Source organism: Vibrio rarus, from assembly GCF_024347075.1.
Taxonomy (GTDB): domain Bacteria; phylum Pseudomonadota; class Gammaproteobacteria; order Enterobacterales; family Vibrionaceae; genus Vibrio; species Vibrio rarus.
Genome location: NZ_AP024900.1, coordinates 415,437 through 433,272 on the forward strand (window position 1 = coordinate 415,437; position 17,836 = coordinate 433,272).

Here is a 17,836-nt window from a genome sequence, read left to right on the forward strand (position 1 = left end):
TTGCGACTTTTAAATGTAGAACTTTTCAAAAATAGCGCCTTGTTCTCAAGTGTTTTTCCTGCGCTATTTCTGACCACTTAATTACTGTGATTAATATAAATTAGAGTTAATATAACAAAAAAGCAAGTTGTGAATAATTAGGGTAAGTATATGAATGATATGGGGAATAAAAAAGGCCAGCGTTGTAAGGCTGGCCAAAGATTGGAATTTTTCTAATCACTTATTTACAGTGATTGGTCTTACTCAGAAAGCATCAATGAATCCGCTTTTGCTTCTAAGTTGGAGCTTTGCATTAAGTATTGGTCAATGGCAATAGCACATTCACGACCTTCGTTGATACAGCGAACCACTAACGATTGACCGGTACGCATATCACCTGCGGCAAATATGCCTTTTTGGTTAGTCTCAAAGCCATTTGCTGCGACATTACCGCGCTCATCGAGGTGGATATCCAGTTGGGCTAGCACACCATTAGGTTCTGGGTGTAAAAAGCCCATTGCTAGGAATGCGTAATCACAATCAATGATGCGTTCACTGCCTGGGACTTCATTAAACGATGGACGCTCACCTGGCGCTGCATCTTGCCAAACGATGTCAGCAATGCGCAGACCGGTTACTTGGCCTTTATCGTTAGCAATGAACTCTTTAGTCAAAATATTCCAATGACGTTCACAACCTTCTTCGTGAGAAGTGGTTGTTTTCATGATCATTGGGTATTGAGGCCAAGGCATGTTTGCAGGGCGTTTCTCTGGTGGAATCGGCATGATTTCAACCTGAGTAATGCTGGCCGCTTTATGGCGGTTAGACGTACCCACACAGTCAGAGCCAGTATCACCGCCACCGATAACAACCACATGCTTACCTGCAACGTGAATCTCTTCCGTTTTTAGGTCCATATTGTTGGCACGGCGGTTGTTTTGACCAAGGAATTCCATAGCAAAATGAACCCCTTTTAGGTCACGGCCTGGAATAGGAAGATCCCGTGGCACAGTCGAGCCACCAGTCAATAACACCACATCAAAATCTTGGCGCAATTGCTGAGCATTGATATCCACGCCAATGTGCGCGTTAACTTCAAATTTAACCCCAGCTTCCGCCATTAGGTTAATTTTACGGTCAATGATGTCCATACCCAGTTTAAAGTCAGGAATACCAAAACGCAGTAGGCCACCGACTTTTTCATCACGCTCAAAAACAGTCACACAGTGCCCGGCACTATTGAGTTGCTCTGCCGCGGAAAGACCAGCAGGACCACTGCCGATGATAGCAATGCTTTTTCCTGAACGAGAGCGTGGTTTTTTAGGCTTGGCATAGCCTTCTTTATACGCTCGTTCAACGATAGTCTTCTCGATATTACAGATAGTAATAGGGTCTTGATTGATACCCAGTACACAAGCTGACTCACACGGAGAAGGGCATACGCGACCTGTAAACTCAGGGAAGTTGTTGGTGGAACTTAGAATGTTCCACGCTTCTTCCCAGCTGTCACGGTAAACCGCATCATTAAACTCAGGAATGATGTTGCCAATTGGGCAACCGCTGTGGCAGAAAGGAACGCCACAGTCCATACAGCGTGATGCTTGAGTATTGATTTTTTCACCAAACTCTTCGTTGAGGACAAACTCTTTGTTGTCTTCAATACGAACAGACGGGTCACGTTTTTGTGGTAGCTCGCGACCATGCTCCATAAATCCAGTAGGCTTACCCATGATTAAACTGCCTCCGCTTCGGTTTGTTGCTGTGCTTGTTCCTTATTCTTTTGTAGAACAGCTTTGTAGTCTCGTGGCATCACTTTCACCATCGACTGCAAGCTCACTTCAAAGTTATCAAGGAACGACTTAGCAACCTCACTTCCTGTGAATTGAACATGTTTAGTTAGCATTTCTTCCAGTAGAGCTTTATCTTCTGCTTCGATTGGATCGAGATCCACTAGCTCAGCATTGAGCTTGCTTTCAAAGTCACCATTTTTGTCCCATACATAAGCCACACCGCCACTCATGCCGGCGGCAAAGTTGCGACCTGTAGAGCCAAGGATAATAGCCGCACCACCAGTCATGTATTCACAACCGTGGTCACCGATACCTTCAACCACTACTTTGGCGCCAGAGTTACGAACACAGAAGCGCTCGCCCGCAAGGCCACGAATGAAAGACTCACCAGAGGTCGCACCATAGAAACAAACGTTACCAACAACGATGTTGTCTTCAGGCACAATATTAGAGTTAACATCTGGGTACAGTACTAAGGTACCGCCAGATAAGCCTTTACCCCAGTAATCGTTAGCATCACCTTCGACTTCAAACTTAACGCCTTTAGCAAGGAATGCACCAAAAGACTGACCTGCGCTACCGTTGAATTTAACGTTCATCGGCTGCGGAAGACCTTGGTCTTTATACACTTTCGAAATTTCGTTGGACAACATGGTGCCTACGCTTCGATCCGTGTTAATAATTGGGAACTCAGCCTCTACAGCAGTGCCTTTTTCAAGAGCAGGAATGGCAGCTTGAATAAGTTTGCGGTCAAGAACTTCTTCCAGATTATGGTTTTGCTCAATCTGATTATAAATGCCATCTTCTGCACGAGCAGGTTCTACATGTAGAACAGGTGTTAGATCGAGATTTTTGTATTTCCAGTGAGCAATATCTTCACGCACTTTTAGTTTGTGTGACTGACCGACCATCTCTTGGATAGTACGGAAGCCAAGCTCTGCCATGATTTCACGTAGACCTTCAGCCATGTATTGGAAGAAGGTAACAACGTCGTCTACGCGACCATCAAAACGTTCACGCAGAGTTTTGTTTTGCGTTGCGATACCAACAGGACAGGTGTTTTTATGACACTTACGCATCATGATACAACCTTCAACCACAAGTGCTGCGGTAGCTACGCCCCATTCTTCAGCACCCAATAACGTGGCTACTGCAAGGTCACGAGGTGTTTTCATCTGACCATCAGACTGAACAACGATACGGTTACGTAGACCGTTTTTCAGTAGTGTTTGGTGAGTTTCAGCAAGACCGAGTTCCCACGGCAAACCCGTATGGCGAATTGAAGACATAGGCGATGCCCCTGTACCGCCATCAAAGCCTGCAATAAGCACAACATCTGCTTTCGCTTTTGCTACGCCCGATGCGATAGTGCCGACGCCCGCTTCCGATACGAGTTTCACGTTAACGCGTCCAGCACGGTTGGCATTTTTCAAATCGTAGATCAACTGAGCCAAATCTTCGATTGAGTAAATATCGTGGTGAGGCGGTGGCGAAATTAGGCCAACTCCTGGAGTGGAGTGGCGAGTGGCACCGATCCAGTCATCCACTTTATCACCAGGTAACTGCCCACCTTCACCAGGCTTCGCACCTTGCGCCATCTTAATCTGAATCTCTTCAGAGTTCGTTAGGTAGTAAGAGGTAACACCGAAGCGTCCTGATGCAACCTGTTTGATTGCAGAACGTTCCCAGTCGCCATTTTCTTTGCGTTCAAAGCGAGTTGGATCTTCACCACCTTCACCTGAGTTTGATTTCGCGCCAATGCGGTTCATCGCAACAGCAAGTGTTGAGTGTGCCTCGTAAGAGATAGAACCAAATGACATAGCACCAGTAGCAAAACGCTTTAGGATGCTCTCGATAGGTTCTACTTCTTCTAGTGGAATAGAGCCTGCAGGATTTTTCACAAAGTCTAACTGGCTACGTAACGTTGCCGCATTATCACCTTGGCTATCTACTGCGCTGGTGTATTGCTTAAATTGGTCAAAGTCTTTGTTGCGTGTTGACTGTTGCAATAGGGAAATAGTTTCAGGGTTAAACAGGTGTTTTTCACCGCGTTGTTTCCACTGATAAACACCACCTACATCCAATAATTGAACTGGGATCTCGCGGGTTGGGTAACCAATACGGTGACGCACCATGACTTCTTTAGCGATATCATCAATGGTGAGGCCTTGAATACGAGAAACGGTCCCAGTGAAGTACTTATCAACCACTGACTTGCTAACACCGAGGGCTTCAAAGATTTGCGCACCATGGTATGACTGCAGTGTTGAAATGCCCATTTTTGAGAAGATCTTCAGTAGGCCGCCATTGACACCTTTACGGTAGTTTTCAAACAGCGCTTTGATGCTCGCTTCAGGGTCAAGCTTCTTAGTGCGTTGCAATTCCACCATAGTTTCGATAACTAGGTAAGGGTTGATTGCATTGGCACCATAGCCGATGAGAGTTGCAAAGTGGTGGGTTTCGCGAGCGTCACCAGTTTCAACCACAATGTCACACTTAGCACGTAACCCTTTACGGATTAAGTGGTGGTGTACCGCACCGACTGCAAGCATCGCAGGTATTGCTGCGTGGTTAGAGTTTACTGCACGGTCAGTAAGAAGAATGATGGAGTAACCATCTACGACGGCATCTTCGGCATATTGGCAGATACGCTTTAGTGCACGTTCTAGTTTTCCTTTGTCTTCACTGGCTTGGAATACAATATCAAGCGTCTTAGATTGTAAGTGCTCGTTATCGATAGCACGAAGCTTCTCAAGTTCAGAGTTAGAAAGAACCGGAGATTCTAGCTCTACTTTTTGACAGTGTTCAGGGGTTTCTGTTAACAGGTTATGGTCTTTACCAAGGTAAGTATTCAGAGACATCACCATGCGTTCACGAATTGGATCGATTGGCGGGTTAGTTACCTGAGCAAACAACTGTTTAAAGTAGTTCGATAGATGTTGAGATTGATGAGACAGAATGGCGAGAGGCCAATCGGCACCCATTGCAGAAAGTGGCTCTTTGCCATCTTTTGCCATAGGTACAATAATTTCATTGACTTCTTCTGAGCTAACACCAAACGACTGTTGTTTGTGTAGCAAGCGCTCAGGAGATGGTTGGTTAAATTCATTCTCTGCATCGGGCAGTTTTTTCAAACTGAGCAGGTTTTCTTCAACCCAAGTTTCGTATGGCTGTGCGTTAGCGATAGAATCTTTGACTTCTTCATCAGAGATAATTCGGCCTTGCTCTAGGTCGGCAACAAAGATACGTCCAGGTTGCAGACGGCCACGGAACTCAACGTTTTCTGGTTCAATTTCAACCACACCAGATTCTGATGCCATGACTAAGAAATTGTCTTTGGTCACGGTATAACGTGATGGACGAAGACCGTTACGGTCCAACGTTGCCCCTACTTGTACACCATCGGTAAAGCAGACTGACGCTGGGCCATCCCAAGGTTCCATGATGTTAGCGTGGTATTGGTAGAACGCACGACGCTTAGGATCCATGTTTTTATTTTCTTGCCATGCTTCTGGAATTAACATCATAAGAGCATGTGGCAGAGTACGGCCAGAGAGCACAAGAAGCTCTAATGCCATATCAAAGTTCGATGAATCCGAGCCACCTTCTTGACAGATTGGCAACAGCATGTCGATTTCAGCTTGGCTGAATAGGTCAGACTCTAGGATCGCTTCACGAGCTTTCATCCAGTTTAAGTTACCGCGAACCGTGTTAATTTCACCGTTGTGCGCAATATAACGGAAAGGCTGAGCCAAACGCCATCTTGGGAAGGTGTTGGTTGAGAAACGAGAGTGAACTAAAGCTAGCGCCGTCACCATCGTTGGATTTTGTAGGTCGAGGAAGTATTGAGGTACTTGCTCTGTGGTTAGCTGACCTTTATAAACCAAAGTCTTATAAGACAAAGAGTTAATATAGAAGTCATCACCAATGTTAGAAACGCTTTCAAGGCAAACGCGTACAGTGTAGTTACGTAGTACGTACAGTTTTCTTTCTAGTTCTTCTGGTGTTGTGCTTGCGCCACCAGTAATAAAGACATGCTCGAATTGAGGCTCAGTGCTCAATGGGTCGGCACCCAGCATTGAGTTGTCTGTAGGCAATACACGATAACCTAATACTTCAAGGTCAAGTCGCTGTGCGTTACGCTCTAGTATATCGCGGCACTGTGCTCGTTTATATTCATCACGAGGAAACAACACCACACCAACACCGTACTTTTCAAAAGAAGGCAGGCGAATGCCAAGTTTAACTGTCTCTTCTAATAAGAACTCATGGGGTTTTTGCAACAGGATACCTGCGCCATCACCTGAACATGGATCGCAGCCTTGACCGCCACGGTGCTCCATACGAGCAAGCATATCCAGAGCTTGAGTTACTACCCGATGAGATTTTCGGTTTTTAAGGTGTGCAACAAAACCGATACCACAAGCATCATGCTCCAATTCAGGAGTATATAAACCTTGGGCCGTTTGCTCTCTATCCAACATAGGTAAATCCTTCCAATCTAATGCGACAGTGGGAGTCATCCCATGCCATTCCTTATAATTGTCTTAATATAGGGCTAATGTGTGTATTAGCCTGCATCCATTCAGTCTCTCGCTGAAAAAGTTGCGAGAAAAACATTCCTTGGTCATTTCCAGTATTTAGCTTCTGATTCTTAGAGCCTTATAGAGGTAGGGTAGGAATATGACCGACTATTAGTCTAAATTGAGCACTATAACTGGATCTAATTTAGGCAATAGTTGTAACTATCCTACAATTTTGTCTAGCTTAATTCCAACTAAAGTTGCACCAAAATGGATTTTTTCTGAACAGGTACGAGTTGTATTTAGGTAGCTTTATTGCGTTTCTATGCACATGCATTATATAGGATGAATATTTAGTGTGAAAAATCCCCTTCGATATAAGAAATTGCGGTGTTAAAATGCGCGACCCGTTCATATATAGAATATAGGGATGTAATTTAGTTTCACGACAGGCTGTCAACCGTATAACAATTTCATAGGTTACGATTCCAATGCAACTACACGAACTAGTTAACACCTTAGGGCAAGATCTTCAGCGTCGCTATGGTGAAAAGGTACACAAATTAACGTTACATGGTGGGTTTAGTTGCCCAAATCGTGACGGTACTATTGGGCGTGGTGGTTGCACTTTTTGTAATGTGTCATCTTTTGTCGATGAAACAACACAAGCTCAAGCCATACAAGTTCAATTAAGTCATCGTTCTAAAGAAGTAAAAAGAGCGAAGAAATATTTCGCATACTTTCAGGCCTACACGAATACTTTTGCTGAAGTACAAGCTTTAAGAAGCATGTATGAAGATGCTTTAGAGTCTACGGATATAGTGGGGCTTTGTGTGGGCACTCGCCCTGACTGTGTGCCGGATGCAGTGATGGACTTGCTGGTGGAATATAAGCAAAAAGGGTATGAAATCTGGCTTGAGTTGGGGTTGCAAACCGCCAACAATCAGACTTTGAAACGCATTAACCGTGGTCATGATTTTGAATGTTATGCCGACATCACTCGTAAAGCACGTCAACACGGCATTAAAGTCTGTACTCATCTGATTGTTGGCTTACCAAAAGAAACCAAGCAAGATAATATCGAAACATTACAAAAGGTGTTACAGGTAGGTACTGACGGTATAAAGCTACACAGTCTGCATATTGTCGAAGGGAGCACTATGGCTAAAGCGTGGAAAGCAGGAAAGCTGGAAACACTAGAGTTAGAGGAATATGTGGATATCGCCTCACATTTGATTCGTATGACACCACCAGAGGTGGTATATCATCGCGTCTCATCCGCGGCTCGTAGGCCTACCTTACTATCACCATTATGGTGTGAAAACCGCTGGTTAGGCATGACAGAAATTGGTCGTAGATTGGCGAAAGAAGGGGCGCAAGGCTCTCTTATTCAACAACCGTTTATCTTTACCCAGCCGATCCTTAATCAATCGTAACCTGTAGCGCCTCTAATGACGACGCTCACCTCTAAATTACACTCTTGTCTTACTTACTTTTAGTGTAAGGCAAGATAAACTAAGCGCAGCCCTTGTAACCGGACTGCTTAATGAAACAGCTGAAAACCTACTCTCAATATTATGTGGATCTCTTAGTAAGACTTGGGATCTTCCGATTCTCATTTCTCCTTGCTTTAGCCCTTATTACCTTAGCTCTTATGGTGCAAATGGGCATAAGTTGGGTGTTAGGGGAGACCTTTGAATATAAGCACATGCTTCGCTCACTAGCCTTTGGCTTAATCATGACCCCTTGTGCCGTCTATTTTATTTCTATTGTGGTGGAGCAACTTGAAGAGTCACGGCGACGTTTATCTAAATTGGTCTCCAAACTTAGTGACATGCGTGAGCGAGATTTAGATTTAAACAGCAAGCTAAAACAAAATATACAGCAACTCAATTTAGAAATGAAAGAGCGCCTTGCCGCGGAAGAATCCCGAGAGCAAGCCATGGTCGATCTTGAGCATGAAGTGATTCAACGAGAGGTTACGCAAATTGCCTTGTCGGAAAGAACCGCCTTGCTACGCTCATTTATTGATGCTTGCCCCGACTTATTTTACTACCGAACCGCTGATGGTGTGTTTTCTGGGTGTAACCAAGCGGTGGAAATACTAACCGGTAAGAAAGAAGGGGAACTGGTGGGGTTAACACCTTGGCAAGTCTATAAAAAGGAAGTCGCACAGCAAATTGTAGAAACGGATCTGGTTGTATTTGAAAATAAAGAAGAACTTATTTATGAACAATGGCTTGAGTACCCTGATGGGCGAAAGGCGTACTTTGAGTTGCGTAAAGTGCCATTCTTTAATAAAGAAGGGCAACATTTAGGGCTAGTGGGGTTTGGGCGAGATATTACCGAACGTAAGCTAAATGAAAAGTCATTAGAAAAAGCCAGTCGAGATAAGACCACCTTTATCTCTACCATTAGTCATGAATTACGTACACCACTGAATGGAATCGTGGGGTTGAGTCGAATGCTCCTTGGTACGAGCTTAGATAAAGAACAGCGCCAATACCTGCAAACCATTAATGTGAGTGCCATTACCTTAGGGCATATTTTTAACGATATTATCGATATTGATAAGTTTGACCGTAATAAACTTGAGCTTGTGCCGTCAGAGTTGAATTTTAACGATTTTGTGGTTGAGTTGGACAGCTTATCGCGGTTAATGGCAGAGCAGAAAAGTTTAAGATTTGAGTTGGAACGCCTGACGGATATGCCGGAGAGCGTTATCGTGGACGCGACTCGGTTGCGCCAAGTACTGTGGAACCTAATTAGTAACGCAATAAAATTTACCAGTGACGGTGGCGTATTTGTTAACGTCAGTGTGGAACCTGTAGAAGATAATAACGTGGCCATTCGCTTTGAAATAGAAGATACAGGGGTGGGAATCCCAGAATCTGAACTGGAGAAGATTTTTGCCATGTATTATCAGGTGAAATCAGAACAGGGCCACCTACATGCCGTCGGTACTGGTATCGGTCTAGCTGTGTCGCAATCTTTAGTGCGAAAAATGGGAGGCGAACTTTATGCCACCAGTGAGTTAGGACACGGTAGTACCTTCTATGTGGATATTACCGTACCCGTGGGGGCAGGTGCTATAGAGGTCATCGATGAGCAACCATCGCTACAACGTCCACTGTCTATTTTTATGATTGAAGATATCGAACTGAATATTACCGTAGCAAGTTCTCTGATTACTAGCTTTGGACACACGGTTGATGTGGCGATGACGGGTAAAGAAGCGTTAAGTACGTTTGAACCGACCGATTATGATTTGGTGCTACTCGACATCCAACTCCCCGACATGACAGGTTTTGATATTGCCAAAGAGCTGCAAAGCCGTTACACCAATTTGCCGCCAATTGTTGCCCTCACTGCTAACCTAGTAAAAGATAAGACCGCCTATAAAGAAGCGGGTATGCAGGACGCTATTAGCAAACCGTTATCGGCTAAAGCACTGAAGAAAGTATTGAATAAACTGTGCTATCTAGACGATCAGATCGTTGATGAAAAAACGCATGCCACCAAGGCGGTATTAGAAGAGCAAAGTACGGATGAAGTGTGTTTAGATGAGCTCATCGATAAAGAGATGTTGCGCTCATATATTGATATTGTTGGTAAAAAGCCAGTATTGGACAGCGTGCAGTTATTTAAAGAAATGATGCCAGGGTATGTGGCAATTCTTGATTCCAACCTAGCGGCGAAAGATCAAAAATCTATTGTCTCTGAGGCGCACAAGATTAAAGGTGCGGCAGGTTCTGTGGGTCTTAAGCATATTCAAGTTGTCGCGCAGCAAGCTCAATCTCCGGAGTTACCCGCTTGGTGGGAAAACATTAATGACTGGATTGATGAAATAAAAAATAGCTATAACAGCGATATTGAGATTCTTATTGATTGGATTGAGCGAGAGTTTGATAAATAATAGGGGCATTAATCGTTGTACCGACAATGATTTGTGAATAGGAGTGTTCTATGAAAATTAAAGTACTTGGAGCCACATTACTTGGTTCTATATTGTTGTTTGGCTGCGCTATGACTGGCAGTGATGTTCCGTGGGAAAAAGCACAGGCCACAACAGAAGTAGAGCAAACGACAGTAACATTAGAGTCTAATGTATGGGGTAACAAAATGCCCACGTTTGATCAGACGCATCTAATGCCTTTACAGGGGACTTTGATTCTAACCTCAGATAAGGCCATTCCATCTGATTTAGCCGTCGCTTCTATTTGGATTAGACATGATAGTGAAATCCTGAAAGTGGCCAAAGATGCTTTTGATGTGGAAGCGGTGAATGAGGGGCAGTGGAAAATATCCTTCAAACAAGACGACCATTTTGAGGGGGCGCTTTCTGTCGCTGATGTTGCGATTGAGCTTAAAAGTGACACACAAAATATATGGTTAGTAGAAAAGTCCATTAAGATTGATATCGTTCATTAATAGTAATGCCAATCGTATTAAATAACGGGCCATTCTAGCGTGTTAAAATACTCGATAACTGCGTTAGAATTTTTGATTGTAGAATAAAGACTTATCGAAAAATCCGGCCTTGTTTTTGAGCATTTTTCCTGCGCTATTTCTGACCACTTACTTAGTGTGGTTGATATAAAAACAGATGACATAAAAAAACCCAGTTCAACACTGGGTTTTTTATTTTCTGCTGTATGCGGGATAGATTAAGCGTCTAAATCACCACAAAAACGGTAACCTTCACCATGGATAGTGGCAATGATTTCTGGTGTACCTGCAACAGACTCAAAATGTTTGCGAATACGACGAATAGTCACATCAACAGTACGGTCATGAGGCTTAAGCTCACGTCCTGTCATTTTCTTCAGCAATTCAGCACGAGTTTGGATTTTGCCTGAATTTTCACAGAAGTGAAGTAGGGCACGAAACTCTGAGCGAGGCAATTTATAGCCTTCGCCATTTGGATTGATCAATGAGCGGCTATTAATATCCAAAACCCAGCCGTTGAATGTGTATTTTTCAACGTTCTTAGTTTCTTCGCCTTCTTTATTTACGCTCATTGAGCGAGAAAGTAGGTTACGTGCACGAATAGTTAATTCGCGAGGGTTGAAAGGTTTGGTGATGTAATCATCAGCACCGATTTCAAGACCTAAAATTTTATCAACTTCGTTATCACGGCCGGTTAAGAACATCAAAGCTACGTTTGCTTGCTCTCTGAGTTCACGAGCTAAAAGTAGACCATTTTTACCTGGAAGGTTGATGTCCATTATCACCAAGTTGACAGAGTTTTCTGAAATGATCTGATGCATTGAGTCACCATCAGTTGCTTCGAATACGCTGTATCCTTCCGCTTCAAAAATGCTCTTAAGAGTGCTACGTGTAACTTGTTCGTCTTCAACGATAAGAATGTTAGGGGTTTGCATTGGCTATACCTAAACTGTGTGTAATGGGTTCTATATATATTAAATCTTAGGCAAAAAATAACATTAAGGTAATCATTTTGTGCTTATTTGATCATAAGCCGTATCAACCTTGATGCTCCCCTCCCTGGAAATATAAAGATAACTTGAATCCGTGAGTATCTTTCATTCTTAGCCAAATTAAGTGCGCATCATACCTACTTAACAGCTTGCTAACAATCGCTTGTTGTTAATTTATTTTACTTTGTTGATTTAAATCAATCGTTAATTTTAACAATCTGTTGAAAAGGTAACGAAAATACGTGATGAAGCTCAATTTTTGTTGGGGTGGATGAAAAACTATGCAAGCGTGGAAAGGCTGAAAAGAGCCACTTTTTTTAAATGTGGCAGTGACGTTAAAAACTAAAACCGAGTTTAACTTCGATTGCGCTCTGCCAATCTTCATAATCGATGGTGGCTTTTAGGTTTAAACTGTCTGTCAGCATATATTTCCCTGATACTTCGGCACCAACAGAGTTTGTGAGGCTTTCTGCTTTAAAATCAGGGCTGGCATAAATAGCGCTGTTGAGTGAAATTTTATGGTTAAATTTATAATTAACACCACTGAGAAAACCGCGACTTCCTTGCTCTTCTGAAGAGTTTGAGATGCGAGTAGCTATATAGAGGTCGATATTTTCGAGAACGGAATAAGCGTATCCAGTATCCATTTTCCATTCGTCAAACGTTTCCCCAAGGCTTGAGTCAGCAGACATAAAAAACCGATGAGGAGAGTGGGAGTTGAGCGCAATGGTCGATGCTTGAGGGGAGAGATCGCTGGAGACACCATTGGCACCATGCACTTGCGATGCACAAAGCAGTAAGATAATAGAAAGAGTGAGCAACATAGTTTGACGAAAGTGTAATCGCATTTTGCCTCATCTCAATCCATTGAAGAATCCTAATTATGGTAGGAGAAATCAACATTTTCCATTCCAAGGTCTCTTTTCTGTTAAAGATAAGTGGTCGAGATTTTTTATCCTTACCCTTCAACCTGTTATGAGTTTACTTTCATTTCAATGAGAGCTAAATATGAAAATTTGGTTTAATTGTTAATTTATCGTTGACGAATTAACTTAAAATAGGTAGATATATATAGACAGATAAAAAATAGATAGTAATGCAAACCGAATGAATACACGTAGCCTGATTACCACAACGATTATTACCAGCACCATTAGTGTTGGGGCAGGCTGCTGAAAGAAACATTTTACAAAAAAGGCCTGTATCTCACCAGATACAGGCCTTTTTTTATTACAATTTTTAGCTCATGGAGAATGGAATGCGAGTATTAAAATTTGGAGGCTCTTCGCTAGCGGATGCAGATAGGTTTCTGCGAGCAGCGAATATCATTGCAAATAATGCGGATCAGGAAGAGTTGGCTGTTGTGTTGTCCGCCCCAGGTAAAACAACCAATAAGCTTGTCGCAATTATCGATGCAGCTCTTGAGAAACAAGGTGCGGACCTTCAAATTAAGGAGTTACGCCACTCTTTCAATGAATTATCACACAACATCAAGCAAGTGCTTCCTAACATAAACTTGGATGAATTTGATGCGCAAGTGGAAGAGTCGTTAGCCAATCTAGTTGAGTTTGTACAAGGAATACAACTACTAGGAATGTGCCCTAACAATGTGAATGCTCGCATCATCAGTAAGGGTGAAAAAGTATCTATTCGCTTGATGAAAGCGGTATTGCAAGCCAAAGGTCAGGCCGCGGGGCTGATTGATCCTGTTCAATATCTATTTGCTAAAGGTGATTACCTAGAAGCTATGGTTGATGTGGATGTTTCCACACAAAACTTTGTGCAGTCCCCTTTACCTAAAGATGAAGTGCATTTAATGCCAGGCTTTACTGCCGGTAATGCAAAGGGTGAATTGGTGACATTGGGTCGTAATGGTTCTGACTACTCAGCCGCAGTGCTTGCTGCTTGCCTACGTGCAGATTGCTGTGAGATTTGGACTGATGTGGATGGCGTGTACAACTGTGACCCTCGTTTGGTTGAAGACGCTCGTTTATTAAAATCTCTTAGCTATCAAGAAGCGATGGAGCTTTCTTACTTTGGTGCATCGGTGCTTCATCCGAAAACCATTGCGCCTATTGCCCAATATAATATTCCTTGTTTAATTAAAAACAGTTTTAACCCACAAGGGGCAGGGACATTAATTGGCCTAGATACTGGCGAAGATAACCTAGCGATTAAGGGGATTACGACCCTTAATGAGCTCACCATGGTCAATGTATCAGGCCCTGGAATGAAGGGCATGGTAGGTATGGCTAGCCGAGTGTTTGGCGCTATGTCTTCTGCTGGGATTTCTATTGTCCTTATTACACAGTCTTCTTCTGAATACAGTATTAGCTTTTGTATTGAAGCGGCGGATCGTCTGCGTGCCAAAGAGGTACTAGAAGAGGCCTTTGAGTTAGAGCTTAAAGAGAGTTTATTAGAGCCGGTTGACTTTATTGATAACGTAGCCATTTTGACACTAGTGGGAGATGGTATGCGCACGTCTCGCGGAGTGGCGTCAAAGTTCTTTACCTCACTTACGCAAGTGAATGTAAATATCGTGGCGATTGCCCAAGGATCTTCTGAACGCGCGATTTCGGCAGTGATACCAGAAGATAAAGTAGCAAAAGCCATTAAAGCGTGTCATGAGAATCTATTTAACTCGAAACAGTTTCTTGATCTGTTTGTTGTTGGTGTTGGCGGTGTCGGTGGTGAACTGGTGGATCAGGTGGCTCGTCAGCAACAGAAGTTAGCCAAAAAAGGCATTGTGATTCGAGTGTGTGCGCTCGCCAATAGCCAAGGTATGCTCCTTGATGGTGAAGGACTAAAGCTGGAACAGTGGCGTGATCGTATGAGTGATGCCAGTGAAGCGTTTAGCTTGGAATCTGTGAGCGCTATGGTGCAACGTAATCATATTATCAATCCTGTACTGGTGGACTGTACATCAAGTGAACATGTTGCAAGTCAATACGCTGAATTTTTGCAAGCGGGCTTCCATGTGGTGACACCAAACAAAAAAGCCAACACAGCCAGCATGTCTTACTATCATCAATTGCGTCAGGTGGCACGCTCATCGCGTCGTAAATTGATGTATGAAACTACAGTAGGAGCGGGTCTACCCGTAATAGAAAACCTGCAAAACCTGATTAGTGCAGGGGATGAACTGGTTAAATTCAATGGTATTTTGTCCGGTTCACTTTCTTTCATCTTTGGTAAGTTAGATGAAGGTATGACCTTGAGTGAAGCGACGAAAGTCGCCATGGAAAACGGCTTTACAGAGCCAGATCCTAGAGACGATTTATCCGGTATGGATGTGGCCCGTAAACTCCTAATTCTTGCCCGTGAAACGGGGATGTCCATTGAGCTAGAAGATGTGGTTGTGGATCAAGCTCTACCACCTGGCTTTGATGATTCGGGTTCAATTGATGAATTTGTTGCACGACTACCCGAAGCGGATGCCTATTTCACTGAGTTGTCACAAACCGCAGCCAAAGAAGGGAAAGTACTACGCTATGTAGGCGAAATTGCGGAGGGTAAATGCCGAGTGACTATTGCAGCTGTAGATGAAGACGATCCTCTATATAAAGTGAAAGATGGTGAAAATGCGCTGGCATTTTATAGCCGCTACTACCAACCTATTCCATTGGTTATGCGTGGTTATGGTGCGGGTACAGAGGTGACGGCTGCAGGCGTATTCTCTGATGTGATGCGTACATTAGGCTGGAAGTTAGGGAGCTAAGCATGAAAGAGAGTGTTTGCGTTTATGCCCCTGCATCCATAGGTAATGTGAGTGTTGGCTTTGATGTACTTGGTGCCGCCGTATCTCCTGTGGATGGGACATTACTCGGTGACCGAGTGATGGTCGCTTTAGGTGATACAGAGTTTAATTTAAAAACCGCAGGTAGTTTTGTGAGTAAGCTACCTGCGGATGCAAAACAAAATATTGTGTACCGCTGCTGGCAAGTGTTTGCCAGAGAGGTGTCGAGTAAAGGTTTACCTATGCGTAACCTAGAAATGACACTAGAAAAGAACATGCCTATTGGTTCCGGATTAGGCTCGAGTGCCTGTTCGATTGTTGCCGCTTTGGATGCATTAAATCAATTTCATGAACAGCCATTAAACCCCACAGAGCTATTGGCACTTATGGGGGAGATGGAAGGTGAAATCTCGGGCGGAGTGCATTATGACAATGTAGCACCTTGCTACTTAGGTGGCGTGCAATTAATGGTGGAAGAGCTAGGTATCATTAGTCAAGAAGTGCCAAGCTTTGACAATTGGTACTGGGTGATGGCTTATCCAGGCATAACGGTCTCAACGGCCGCCGCTCGTGAAATATTGCCAGCTCAATACCGTAGACAAGATATTATTGCCCACGGCAGACACCTTGCAGGGTTTATTCATGCCAGCTACTCAGGGCAATCTGAGTTGGCGGCGAAAATGATTAAAGATGTTATCGCCGAACCTTATCGGCAACGACTATTACCCGGCTTTGCCCAAGCTCGTGAGTTTGCGTTAACCGCAGGGGCTTTGACCTCAGGAATTTCTGGCAGTGGACCCACAATGTTCACTATCTGTGATAGTTTAGAGGTGGCTACGCGAGTTAAAGCCTGGCTTGAAGCAAATTATGTACAAAATGACGAAGGATTCGTGCACATCTGCCAAATAGATAAGCAGGGCTCGAAGGGAACAGGAAGTAAATTATGAAGCTGTACAATATCAAAGAAAATGACGAACAAGTCTCTTTTGGACAAGCGGTTCGCCAAGGTTTAGGTCGTAATCAAGGGCTGTTTTTCCCAACCGATATTCCACAACTGGATAATATTGATCAGCTACTTGAAGAAGATTTTATTACTCGAAGCAGTAAAATACTTTCAGCATTGATAGGTGATGAACTCACCAAGACTCAAGTGACGCAAATGGTCGAGTCGGCCTTTCAATTTCCAGCTCCGATCAAGCAAGTTAAAGACGGCACTTATGCGTTAGAGCTATTTCATGGGCCAACACTGGCATTTAAAGATTTTGGCGGTCGTTTTATGGCTCAGTCACTGGCTACTGTGTCTGAAGGTGGCAAAATCACCATCCTTACCGCCACGTCAGGTGATACTGGCGCGGCTGTAGCGCATGCGTTTTATGGCATGGAAAACATCAATGTCGTTATCTTGTATCCGAAGGGCAAGATCAGCCCTCTACAAGAGAAACTATTTTGCACATTAGGTAAAAATATCCATACAGTGGCCATTGAAGGGGACTTTGATGATTGCCAAGCGCTAGTTAAGCAAGCGTTTGATGATGAAGCTTTACGTCAAGAAATCGGTCTTAACTCTGCAAACTCAATTAATATCAGTCGTTTGATGGCGCAAATCTGTTATTACTTTGAAGCTGCCGCGCAATTGAGCAAAGCCGAGAGAGAGAACTTAGTCATATCAGTACCCAGTGGTAATTTTGGTAACTTAACGGCCGGCTTATTAGCAAAAGCGCTTGGATTACCTATTAAGCGATTTATTGCCGCCACCAATGTCAACGACACAGTGCCACGTTACCTGAAAACAGGCCAGTGGCAGCCTAAGCCAACGATCGCGACAACATCAAATGCAATGGATGTGAGTCAACCTAACAACTGGCCTCGAATTGAAGAGCTATGCCAGCGTAAAGGTTGGGGCTTAGATACCTTAGGTAGTGCTGCGGTGACAGACGCGCAAAGTGCGGCCAGTGTTAAAGAGCTACATGACTTAGGCTATTTGTGTGAGCCACACGGCGCCATTGCATACCGTTCACTACAAGAGCAGTTGCAAGAAGGTGAAACGGGATTGTTCTTATGTACAGCGCATCCAGCCAAGTTTAAAGAGGTTGTCGATGAGATTTTAGGTAGCGATATTGAACTGCCAGGGCCTTTGGCTAAACATGCGGTAATGGAGCTACTTTCAGAAGATTTGACCAATGACTTTGAGCTGTTGAAAGGGGTGTTGAGAAAAGTTCAATAACCTTAACTTTACTCCTTATGGAACAAAAACGACGCAAACGCGTCGTTTTTATATTTGGAACATGATTTGGGCATAAAAAAACCTAGCTTTAGCTAGGCTGATAAGTTATGGGGAGCTGAGTTTGACTTAGATCCCTTTTTTAT

10 protein-coding genes and 1 other annotated feature are annotated in these 17,836 nt (G+C 43.6%); of the genes, 6 read left to right on the forward strand and 4 right to left on the reverse strand.

The window, feature by feature from the left end:
* Nucleotides 1–239 precede the first annotated feature (239 nt).
* Nucleotides 240–1,709 carry a glutamate synthase subunit beta gene (locus OCU56_RS01975; protein WP_261873914.1) on the reverse strand — a complete coding sequence of 490 codons (1,470 nt, stop codon included), beginning with the start codon at nucleotides 1,707–1,709 and terminating at the stop codon, nucleotides 240–242.
* 2 nt (nucleotides 1,710–1,711) lie between these two features.
* Nucleotides 1,712–6,253, reverse strand: coding sequence for a glutamate synthase large subunit (gltB, locus tag OCU56_RS01980; RefSeq protein WP_261874753.1), 4,542 nt, complete (start codon nucleotides 6,251–6,253; stop codon nucleotides 1,712–1,714).
* 530 nt (nucleotides 6,254–6,783) lie between these two features.
* Between gltB and OCU56_RS01985 the strand changes: the two genes are divergently transcribed.
* From OCU56_RS01985 to OCU56_RS01995, 3 genes are all read left to right on the forward strand, one after another.
* A complete protein-coding gene (locus OCU56_RS01985; RefSeq protein ID WP_261873915.1) occupies nucleotides 6,784–7,728 on the forward strand; it encodes a TIGR01212 family radical SAM protein in 945 nt (314 codons plus the stop codon).
* Between the two features lie 110 nt (nucleotides 7,729–7,838).
* Nucleotides 7,839–10,208: an aerobic respiration two-component sensor histidine kinase ArcB gene (arcB, locus tag OCU56_RS01990; protein ID WP_261873916.1), complete on the forward strand. Its 2,370-nt coding sequence runs from the start codon at nucleotides 7,839–7,841 to the stop codon at nucleotides 10,206–10,208.
* Between the two features lie 50 nt (nucleotides 10,209–10,258).
* Nucleotides 10,259–10,723 (forward strand): hypothetical protein, encoded by a 465-nt coding sequence (locus tag OCU56_RS01995; protein ID WP_261873917.1) that lies wholly within the window; start codon nucleotides 10,259–10,261, stop codon nucleotides 10,721–10,723.
* A gap of 236 nt (nucleotides 10,724–10,959) precedes the next feature.
* Here OCU56_RS01995 and arcA read toward each other — a convergent pair whose 3' ends face one another.
* Nucleotides 10,960–11,676, reverse strand: coding sequence for a two-component system response regulator ArcA (gene arcA / locus OCU56_RS02000; RefSeq protein WP_261873918.1), 717 nt, complete (start codon nucleotides 11,674–11,676; stop codon nucleotides 10,960–10,962).
* Between the two features lie 392 nt (nucleotides 11,677–12,068).
* Complete coding sequence (locus OCU56_RS02005; RefSeq protein WP_261873919.1) at nucleotides 12,069–12,581, reverse strand: hypothetical protein; 513 nt, start codon at nucleotides 12,579–12,581, stop codon at nucleotides 12,069–12,071.
* A 265-nt stretch (nucleotides 12,582–12,846) separates the two neighbouring features.
* Nucleotides 12,847–12,963 (forward strand) — a sequence feature (Thr leader region).
* A gap of 28 nt (nucleotides 12,964–12,991) precedes the next feature.
* On the opposite strand from OCU56_RS02005, the gene thrA reads away from it, so the two are divergent.
* Genes thrA through thrC form a run of 3 tightly spaced genes read left to right on the forward strand, consistent with a single transcriptional unit; the run spans nucleotide 12,992 to nucleotide 17,693 of the window.
* Nucleotides 12,992–15,451: a bifunctional aspartate kinase/homoserine dehydrogenase I gene (thrA, locus tag OCU56_RS02010; protein WP_261873920.1), complete on the forward strand. Its 2,460-nt coding sequence runs from the start codon at nucleotides 12,992–12,994 to the stop codon at nucleotides 15,449–15,451.
* Between the two features lie 2 nt (nucleotides 15,452–15,453).
* Nucleotides 15,454–16,416: a homoserine kinase gene (gene thrB / locus OCU56_RS02015; protein ID WP_261873921.1), complete on the forward strand. Its 963-nt coding sequence runs from the start codon at nucleotides 15,454–15,456 to the stop codon at nucleotides 16,414–16,416.
* Complete coding sequence (thrC, locus tag OCU56_RS02020) at nucleotides 16,413–17,693, forward strand: threonine synthase (protein ID WP_261873922.1); 1,281 nt, start codon at nucleotides 16,413–16,415, stop codon at nucleotides 17,691–17,693. The genes thrB and thrC overlap by 4 nt, the downstream gene beginning before the upstream one ends.
* The last annotated feature ends 143 nt before the right edge of the window (nucleotides 17,694–17,836 follow it).

What these genes read in the sequence shown, in the direction of transcription:
- OCU56_RS02005 (WP_261873919.1), bottom strand. Translation starts at nt 12,581, where the DNA reads ATGCGATTACACTTTCGTCAAACTATGTTGCTCACTCTTTCTATTATC.
- arcA (WP_261873918.1), bottom strand. Translation starts at nt 11,676, where the DNA reads ATGCAAACCCCTAACATTCTTATCGTTGAAGACGAACAAGTTACACGT.
- thrA (WP_261873920.1), top strand. Translation starts at nt 12,992, where the DNA reads ATGCGAGTATTAAAATTTGGAGGCTCTTCGCTAGCGGATGCAGATAGG.
- gltB (WP_261874753.1), bottom strand. Translation starts at nt 6,253, where the DNA reads ATGTTGGATAGAGAGCAAACGGCCCAAGGTTTATATACTCCTGAATTG.
- OCU56_RS01995 (WP_261873917.1), top strand. Translation starts at nt 10,259, where the DNA reads ATGAAAATTAAAGTACTTGGAGCCACATTACTTGGTTCTATATTGTTG.
- thrC (WP_261873922.1), top strand. Translation starts at nt 16,413, where the DNA reads ATGAAGCTGTACAATATCAAAGAAAATGACGAACAAGTCTCTTTTGGA.
- arcB (WP_261873916.1), top strand. Translation starts at nt 7,839, where the DNA reads ATGAAACAGCTGAAAACCTACTCTCAATATTATGTGGATCTCTTAGTA.
- thrB (WP_261873921.1), top strand. Translation starts at nt 15,454, where the DNA reads ATGAAAGAGAGTGTTTGCGTTTATGCCCCTGCATCCATAGGTAATGTG.
- OCU56_RS01985 (WP_261873915.1), top strand. Translation starts at nt 6,784, where the DNA reads ATGCAACTACACGAACTAGTTAACACCTTAGGGCAAGATCTTCAGCGT.
- OCU56_RS01975 (WP_261873914.1), bottom strand. Translation starts at nt 1,709, where the DNA reads ATGGGTAAGCCTACTGGATTTATGGAGCATGGTCGCGAGCTACCACAA.